Raw genomic sequence first — 8,370 nt, 5'->3', positions numbered from 1 at the left:
TATCCCAACAGCAAATTGGTTCAAAATTGTCACAGAGTTCGGTCAATTGTTTCACGGCCCAGTGGGTACATTGGAGGGATTCAACCGTTACTGTGAACACCTCAACAAGCGCCGACGGCATTTCTCAAGCAGCTGCGAATATATGCGAAGCCATTAACCCAGCGTTTTTCAAAATAGATATCACCTAAAATCGACTTTCCTCAGACAAACTCACTGAGTTAACCATCAGCACTTTTCAGAAGAGTATTTCAGCCAAATTTCATCACTTCTTGCAAATTATATCGACAGGTTCGCTTTCGCGAAGAATATTCATGGTAAGAATACGGCTAAGTATTGAAGTCGCGCTCTTAGCTCGTTATGTTGTTGATTAATAATGGCTGGCTATTAGTTTTTTGGTTCGCTTTCGCGAGGAATATTCATGGTAAGAATACGGCTAAGTATTGAAGTCGCGCTCTTAGCTCGTTATGTTGTTGATTAATAATGGCTGGCTATTAGTTTTTTAGTTTTTGTACCCATATACCCATATACCCAACATAAAATACTCATCCTACCTTCCCCTAACGCTCTACTGAATACTTTTCTACATGCTGGTTCAAAAAGTACATTCCTGCAGAGCTAAGCACATAGTGCTTATCGCCACAGATATATAGGAAGTTTCTATCTGCAAGATAGTTAAAAGCTTTTTCCCAAGTATCTATTCCAAGTGCCTGGCGAATATCGTTATAGATAGTTTGCTCAGCAATCTCTTCCTGTGCTGATCGCCCCAAGCCAATAACAGGAGTAATTAAATCATCGAGGTCAAAACCTTTGTCTACCCAATATCGCGCAATAATCAAAAGCATAGCCTGGATCTTTGTCGCATTAGTATCAGCCTCTTCTTCGGCTTCGTTACGGCTAATATAGAAAAACTCCCCTTTGACGTTAAAGTTGAGGTTATAACCGATATGTAGGTAGAGCTGAGTAAAGTGATCGAGGTTTTTGTACAGCTCGGTATAGAGAATACTGTCTACAAAACTCTGCTGGTACAGACCATAGGCTTGTTTAGTGATTACCTTTCCGCTTACAAAGGTAGTGTATATCTGCTGGCTTTTAGCCATATTGATTTGGGAAAAAGCCGTCATCATTGGTCTACTCTCTCTGTTCGAATTTTACGATATAAATACACTGTGTCTTCTTGCCTTAGGCGATTACGGAAATTAGTCACTTTCACGGTATGCCCGTCAAGCATTGACTCACTACGCACCAAGAAGTTAAGTCCTTCCAATAAGTCTACAAAATGATAATCAGGTAGATGGCTTTTGAGTCGTCGTTGCAAGGCTATCGTTAAATCTTTATATTCCGTCATCTGCATCTGTTTAACCAAGTTATATATCCGCTCAGCTCGCTCTAATCTGCGCTCTGTAGAGTTATCTATAGAGCTTGCCAGATCCACATATTGATGTTGCTTCAATAAGCTTTGATCTGTCACTCTAGCCTCTATGTCACTCACTACGTTGTTAAGATAAGCTTCCGAACTACTAATACGTAGTACTTTTGGCCTTGCATGCTGCATCAACCCTAAAAATGCTCCGTTATCACGCGCAAATTGGCCATCAATCTGGCTACGTTTTAAGTTATGCTTTGTTGCATCCAGCTCTTTGACTAGATCACCAAATGCAATCTCAATTGCATTAAACTGTTTAAGGCGCTTTTTAGAGCGAGCTAAGAACTGATCAACTGACTGAGATACTTTGCTGATTTGCGAATGAAAGCTGTTAAAGCTAACCTCATATCTCAGCATTGCCGTAGAACGCTGATGATCTTGATGGAGATCGAACTGGTTGCGCAAGCTTTGCAGACACTCAAACAAGTTGCGGCCATCTTTCAAACGACTTTTTTCATCAAGAAATTGTCGAGTTGGTAAAATGTGTCGAGACAATAGAAGCGATATCTTTTCAATGGACTCTCGCTGTAACACAGAGAATACCTTAGGGTTATCTGATTTAGCGGCTAGTTCACTCGCTTCACTTAGCTCTTGATTAATCACCTGCATTTTAACCAAATTCAAGCGGATACTATTTAGCAACTCACTTAAACGATGAAAGAGTTCATCTATCAGCTCTTTAAAATCAAGATCTATATCGCTAAACAACGTAGCGCTCGATTGAAGCTTAGCCAGTAACAAACGTATTCCGCCTAACTGGAGCTTTAATGCCACATCGGTTAGATCTTGAAACAAGCTGCGGTCGAATAGTCTAAATACGCCAATAACAGAACGATCAAAGATAAGTCTACTTTCACCACCAAATTCATCTTTATCGACCAAAATATGTGCTGCTAGTAAGTTATCCGTCGAAAAAGCAGTTCTTAGCTGTTTACGCTTATCTCTGTTTTGTCCTTGAATATAACGATGTAGCCGCGCAATAAACGTCGCTTCATACACATAAGGCTCACTCGTTTCATCCATTTCACGGATGATGTCACGCATAATAGTGTGATGCTCAAGCATGATGGAAAAAGTCGGAATCGTTAGGAGCCGTTGGTCACTCATCAGCCTCTCCAAACATATCAAGCTGCTCTCTATCTAACGCACTACCCAGGGTAACGAAACTGTCAGGCATACCAGTAAAAGCGATGGTTCGCGCTGAGCTGTAAGGAGTTGCAGTACGCATGGCGTCTAAACGAAAATGCTGTCCAAATTTAAAGATGATCTCACTGGATGCCGAGTTGGTGGATGCGCTTAATACTCTAAATCCCGCTTGTTTCATATTTGGTAATAGCCAATCAAACTGAGAACTATCAACAGAGGCACCTTCATCAATAATCAAAGGAAACTGAGTTGTACACGCGCTGTTTCTCAACCTGCCAAGCAAAATCTCAACGAGTTTGATATTGATGAGCATAATAGTCGAAGTCGATTGCGATTTACTCTCCCAGCCAGTTTGCCCCTGTTTTTTCACTCTGTAGGCAATACCAGATACAATCTGCTCCATAGTCAATAGGGCTGCCTTTCCATCAGGGAAAAACTTCTTACTAAAGGCTTTAAGGCGTTCAATAAATTGGTCAGATGCTTTTTGATCTGAATGGGTATCTAAGTGCTCTATTTCACCAACTAAATCACTGAACCTTGCTTCCACTTCAATCTTTGCTTCTACTTCAGCCAGATCATTAATACTCACTCCCTCAAAAGCCCGGTTAATACTGTGCTCAAACTGGCGTACCATTTCGCGGTTATTCTTTAGCTCATTAATAATGGCGTGAACGGAGTGCTTATGCTCAACAAAGTTTTTCCGCAAAATATCAAACTCTTCTTCTAGGCCTTGATAACGTGATCTAAGCTGTTGGAATGCGTGTTCTAATAATTCATCATCAACAGATGAACTTCTGAGCTTGTCATCATTTTCTAGCACTTCATTGAGAATAAACTCACGGATTTTTTCACCAATCTCGCTTCGCGCTTGCCGCTTACTTTGTAAGTTCTCGATTCGTTTTTGCAGATTGTCTTCTGTAAGCTCTAATACATTGTCAGGTAATACTGAAAAATTACTGGTTGGTAAGCTGTGTGCGTCAAGCTCGGCTTTGAGCCGAACTTGATACTCACTCAATTTATCTAGATCTGTTTGTAGTTGTCCGACTTTAACCTTTTGCGCTTCAAATGCTGCCTTCTCTTGAGCTACCACTTCATTTTGGCTTTCAAGCTGATTTTCAAATGTTTGCTGTTTGTTTTTTGCTTGTTCTAGCTCTTCATTTACGCTGTAAAGCTGCTGTGTATTACTGTTGAACGCCAATAGTAGTTCGATTTCCGACTTAGTACGCTTAATTTCAATCTTAAGCGCTGTGATGGCTTTAACCCGTTCAAAGTGGCTTTCATTACTAATCGCACTGATTTCAAATGCACGTTTTCGGGATTTTTCGAGTTGCAGCCGAACTTTATCCAGTCTGCTCTGGTCTGATTCTCGGTTATCTACAGAAAACTCACTTAATTTTACGTCAAAGATTTCATAACCAAGCTCGTTAAGCTCAACCATCTCAACAAAAGACTCTATTGCATGCCGCTCCGAAGTAGTTAGATCCCGTTCTGGATTAGCCTCAGCTACTTCAGGATTAACCGCCGCTAGTTTCAGCCAGGTTGAATCTGTTAGCTGATTGAACAGCTTAAATTCCTGACTACTCACTGAGGCTTGAAGTCTACATTCCATTGCTTTGAACTTTTCAATCTCTTTCTTAAGTTCTGCTAATTCATTTTGTCGCTTTTCAGCATTCTCTTTAAGTTGTAGTTCGCTCACTTTGTCAGCTAGGTGTTCTTTATGGCCTGACACAATCATTTCGAGGGGCTCTGACTCATCATATTGATTTATTAGCAATCGAGTTTTCTGCCCTACCTCATTTAGCTTTACCTGCTGGCGATTTAGCGCTTTAATCTCACCCGATAATATATCTTGTTCTCTGGCTGTCTCCTTACAATTATTATTAGCAGAGCGCACTTTACCTTCCATTAGCTTCAACTGAGTTTCTTCCAAACCAAACTCTTTGCTTTCTTTGTCAATCCGGTTTTGTGTCATCATGGCGTACTGCATTAACTCATCTTCAGCATTTCTGTTTCTCACTAACTGCTGATGGCTACTCGCAAGCTTTTCATACTCAGGTCTTAAGCTTTCTATCTTTATAAGAAGCAGCTCACGACAAGAAAGAGCCTCGTTATGCCCAATGAAAGCATCAATATCAAAGTTGAGTTCGTCTTTACGCTCTTTTTTCTGTGACTCAATAATATTAGCGACCGCTAAACGCACCGTGTCAGAGCCGGTTTTCATATCAAACAGCAAGCGAACTAACGCTCTAAAAGCATCAACATTAGCATCACTCGTCGTGCTTAGTGGGAATAAGCAAAAGCGCATTGCATCAATGTCTAATAGTTGATTTGCGTAGATAACCTCTTTAATTGCCGCTGTGCGCATTAGAGTTTTAAAATACTTATCCTCCCTCTTGAGGAAAGTCTGGACCTTGGTAGGACTTAAGCCTTCTACCCTACCTCCAATACCATCTTCTCCAGCGCTAGCATCCCAAAAAAGATGGCGGATCTGCGCATAACGCAGCGATGTAAACATTCGACGGTAATCCAGCTTATCCGAGTTTCCTCGATAGAGAATCTGACAGTGAGGTAAAGGACCGCCTAAGTAGTTGTCACACTCCAAAATCAGAAAGCTTGCGCTACTTGGAAAGTAATGTTCGTAGCTCTCATCATTTGAATAAAATTTACCTTCTTTATCTGAAAACCCAAATTTCTTTGCCGAGTCTTTGAAGTTCTCTTCAGGTAATAAGAATAATCGAATAGCATTGAGGATTGAGGTTTTACCGATATTCCCGCCGCCTATCAATATTCCTCCTTCACGCAGGTCAATTTCAGCGATAGCGACACCCGCAGAATCTACGACTACAAGACGAGATATACTGATTAAAAGATTATCGATAGCATTTTTAAACATTGGTTAATCCTGTGCTAAATCTGGCAATAGAGCTTCTTGCTCTAAGAATGCGCGAGTTTGGTTCATGAGATCGGCCTCTGTGTTTAAACCGAGTTCTCTAGCTAGATCTATGGCTTTAACAAGGTGAGAACTATTTTGAGGCTTTAACTTAAATTTATCTCTGAATATTTCCCAATCAACTGGCGCTAACCAACTGCACTGAGGAAGATAGGTTTTTAGTGTTTTGTATATTGTTAATCCACCTAGCTCAACATCTTGCGCACAATAAAGCTCCTCATAAATGGACAGAAACGGTCGATTGAGGCGATGGCATATTTGATTACCGGCCCCAAAAATAATGTCACTATTATTTACTAATGTAGGGTGTCCAATTAAATTTAGAAATTCCTGATAACGATAGAAGTTCTCAATATTCTCAATAAGTACAGCTCGCTTACCAACAAGCTTTCCTCCCGTTTTGTAACCGTTGATATCAGACACGACAACAAAAGGAACCTGTGATTTGGTGATATCGTTCAAAACTAGCACATGCGCAAAATTACTCGGAAAATCATGAGAACGACCTACATGAGACGCAGTGACTCTATCACTTGGTTCTGGCCTATAAAGTGCCTGATGCTGCTCTTCATCTACAATCGTCAACTGATAGCCACCACGTACCCGCACTGCACTATAGACTTTCCGCCACTCATTAAGATCAGAATAAGGCAAACATTCAATGAATCTATCAAGATTTATTGACTTACCCTGTGCTATTTTTTCCAGGTATTTATTTAGTTTCATTTCAGTTCATCCAATTACATCAGACACATATACTCAAGACTTCATAGTAGTTACGGTGCTGCGCGCACCTTATCTAAACCAAGTAACAGGCTTGAGCTCAGAGCTGTTGACAATTAATCATCCTGAAAATAATATGACTTCAATGGCGACAGGTAAATACTGAATACATATACATGTAGTACAAATAGGCGGGTTATAAGAATGAACAAATGGCCAATTAGGTGGGATTTACTATTCCGATATCGCATGATCGAAATCATATCTTTATGGGAAGGTAGGTTAACGACTAATCATCTAATACAAAGTTTTGGCATTGGGCGTCAGCAAGCTTCTAAAGATATAAACAGCTATTTGGCCGACATTGCTCCAGGTAACCTCATTTATGATAAGTACCTAAAAGGCTACAAGCCAAGCAATAGCTTTAAGCCGAAGCTTACCAGTGGCCATGCAGATGAATACCTACATATACTTTCGCGTAGTGAAGATATGGTAAGTACGTTTACTGATCTCAATATGGGATTTGACAACACATCGATGATTCGCCCGAACACTAGAAACATTTCTCCTAAAGTATTAGGCCCTCTTATTCAGGCTATAAAAGAGAAAAAACGTGTAGATATTAGCTACACGTCACTCAAAAATGGAAGTGAAGTAGAGCGTATAATCTCCCCCCACTCTTTAGTTTGTACATCATTACGCTGGCATGTAAGAGCCTATTGCGAACACGCTAATGGCTATCGTGATTTTGTATTAAGCCGAATAAGAGGTATACCAGATATAAATGACAAAATGGTTATGGATAAAACTCAAGACAAAGTATGGAGCACTAATTTGACAATACAATTAGCACCTGACTCAAGGTTTACAGAAGCACAAGCAGCCGTAATATCTAACGACTATGGCATGCAAGATAACGTGCTTGAGATTTCTACTAATGCGGCATTAGTTCGGTATGTTTTAGACGCGTACAACATTGATTTACACACTTTAGATTCAAACCCTCAAGGCCAACAAATCATCGTCAAGAATTTAAATGATATTGCCGAGTACCTGACCTTTAGGTGAGTGTTTCATCAACAGTTTCGAATTAGTTTAGTCGCTCCCTAATCTTAAGGTAATTTAAACAATATACGCCCAAAAAACGGAAATGCTGTTGTTCATTAGTTGGTTACCAGGTGGACTAAAGTGAGGTTGTATCTGCTAAGTTTTCCTTCCTATCAACATACAGGTGTGAATACTCTTTAGCCTGTTATTATTGGAGTTTATAAAAAGCAATATAGTGGTACCTCAGGTACACCTTTATCATAATTAATAAACTAGAGTAAGCCTATTCCCGGAATACAGCTCATTGCCGCCCTCTACCTTAAGGACTTACAAAGCTTACTGAATAAGTGCAGCAAAAGTACCAACAGCTGGTGGCACTTTTGCTGTGCTAAATAGAAAACATACCAATAGCACTGATAGTCAATTTAGAGATTGCTTATTTTTTCTCACCCAGCGGTCTACATAGAGCCACCTATATAGTAACTTTGTGTAGACCAATGACCTAGGAATAGCAGTAAAAGAGATATTCAGTTATTTTAATTTTACTGCTGCTAGTAGTGTGTTGCGCAGGCCGACTCAATGCTACTCACAGCTTTATCTAGGGGCTCACCTGTAATTGTTCAATAAAGTCTATATTTCTAGACTTTATTGGTATCAGGACTATCTGGAACCATAAAGTACCTAAATTTAGAATTTATAAAATTGGAAAGTGTTCACTTGCTATAAGGTACGGGAAAGGCCGTGGATGAATTTTTTATCAAGTTTTAAAACTTTTTCTAAATATTTTGCTGCTGCAGTACTGTGACTCTCTTTCATTGTAACACCAATAGGAACACCCAAGCTCACAACCAAACACAAAGCGCCACATTAACAATGAGTTACAAAAACAAGCAGAGCCCCGCCGCCTCCACCAACTAAAACAAAGGCTAACCCTTTGTCACATCTGAATGGCGGCAAAATGTCCACGCAAGTATAAACACTTTCAGCCACTGAATAATTTGTCGCATAAACTTACCTAAATCAGCTAACACTAAGTTGCCCCATTATCATCCAGAGTAAATACTCATTTATACCAATTGCA

At 40.0% G+C, this 8,370-nt stretch carries 5 protein-coding genes and 1 pseudogene; 2 read left to right on the top strand and 4 right to left on the bottom strand.

The window, feature by feature from the left end; translation table 11 throughout:
• A pseudogene (locus AB4238_RS22480) lies at positions 1 to 157 on the top strand (transposase); the annotation flags it as partial.
• Positions 158 to 557: 400 nt separating this feature from the next.
• Here AB4238_RS22480 and AB4238_RS05640 read toward each other — a convergent pair.
• From AB4238_RS05640 to AB4238_RS05625, 4 genes are read right to left on the bottom strand one after another with little or no spacing between them, the layout of a single operon-like run.
• Complete coding sequence (locus AB4238_RS05640) at positions 558 to 1,124, bottom strand: condensin complex protein MksE (RefSeq protein WP_372032129.1); 567 nt, start codon at positions 1,122 to 1,124, stop codon at positions 558 to 560.
• On the bottom strand, positions 1,121 to 2,530 hold the full coding sequence (locus tag AB4238_RS05635; protein ID WP_372032127.1) for a hypothetical protein: 1,410 nt from the start codon (positions 2,528 to 2,530) through the stop codon (positions 1,121 to 1,123). Before AB4238_RS05635 ends, AB4238_RS05640 begins: the two co-directional genes overlap by 4 nt.
• A complete protein-coding gene (locus AB4238_RS05630) occupies positions 2,523 to 5,462 on the bottom strand; it encodes a hypothetical protein (RefSeq protein WP_372032125.1) in 2,940 nt (979 codons plus the stop codon). The genes AB4238_RS05635 and AB4238_RS05630 overlap by 8 nt, the downstream gene beginning before the upstream one ends.
• 3 nt (positions 5,463 to 5,465) lie before the next feature.
• Positions 5,466 to 6,245 carry a hypothetical protein gene (locus AB4238_RS05625; RefSeq protein WP_372032124.1) on the bottom strand — a complete coding sequence of 260 codons (780 nt, stop codon included), beginning with the start codon at positions 6,243 to 6,245 and terminating at the stop codon, positions 5,466 to 5,468.
• 201 nt (positions 6,246 to 6,446) lie between these two features.
• On the opposite strand from AB4238_RS05625, the gene AB4238_RS05620 reads away from it, so the two are divergent.
• Positions 6,447 to 7,310 (top strand): helix-turn-helix transcriptional regulator, encoded by an 864-nt coding sequence (locus AB4238_RS05620; protein ID WP_372032122.1) that lies wholly within the window; start codon positions 6,447 to 6,449, stop codon positions 7,308 to 7,310.
• Positions 7,311 to 8,370: the final 1,060 nt, after the last annotated feature.

This window comes from Shewanella sp. 10N.286.45.A1 (assembly GCF_041470405.1).
Taxonomy (GTDB): Bacteria; Pseudomonadota; Gammaproteobacteria; order Enterobacterales; family Shewanellaceae; genus Shewanella.
Note: the sequence above shows the minus strand (reverse complement) of the source record. Positions and strands in the feature narration are given on the sequence as shown.

Excerpts from the sequence above, each read along its gene's own strand:
- AB4238_RS05640 (WP_372032129.1), bottom strand. The coding sequence starts at position 1,124 with ATGATGACGGCTTTTTCCCAAATCAATATGGCTAAAAGCCAGCAGATA.
- AB4238_RS05635 (WP_372032127.1), bottom strand. The coding sequence starts at position 2,530 with ATGAGTGACCAACGGCTCCTAACGATTCCGACTTTTTCCATCATGCTT.
- AB4238_RS05630 (WP_372032125.1), bottom strand. The coding sequence starts at position 5,462 with ATGTTTAAAAATGCTATCGATAATCTTTTAATCAGTATATCTCGTCTT.
- AB4238_RS05625 (WP_372032124.1), bottom strand. The coding sequence starts at position 6,245 with ATGAAACTAAATAAATACCTGGAAAAAATAGCACAGGGTAAGTCAATA.
- AB4238_RS05620 (WP_372032122.1), top strand. The coding sequence starts at position 6,447 with ATGAACAAATGGCCAATTAGGTGGGATTTACTATTCCGATATCGCATG.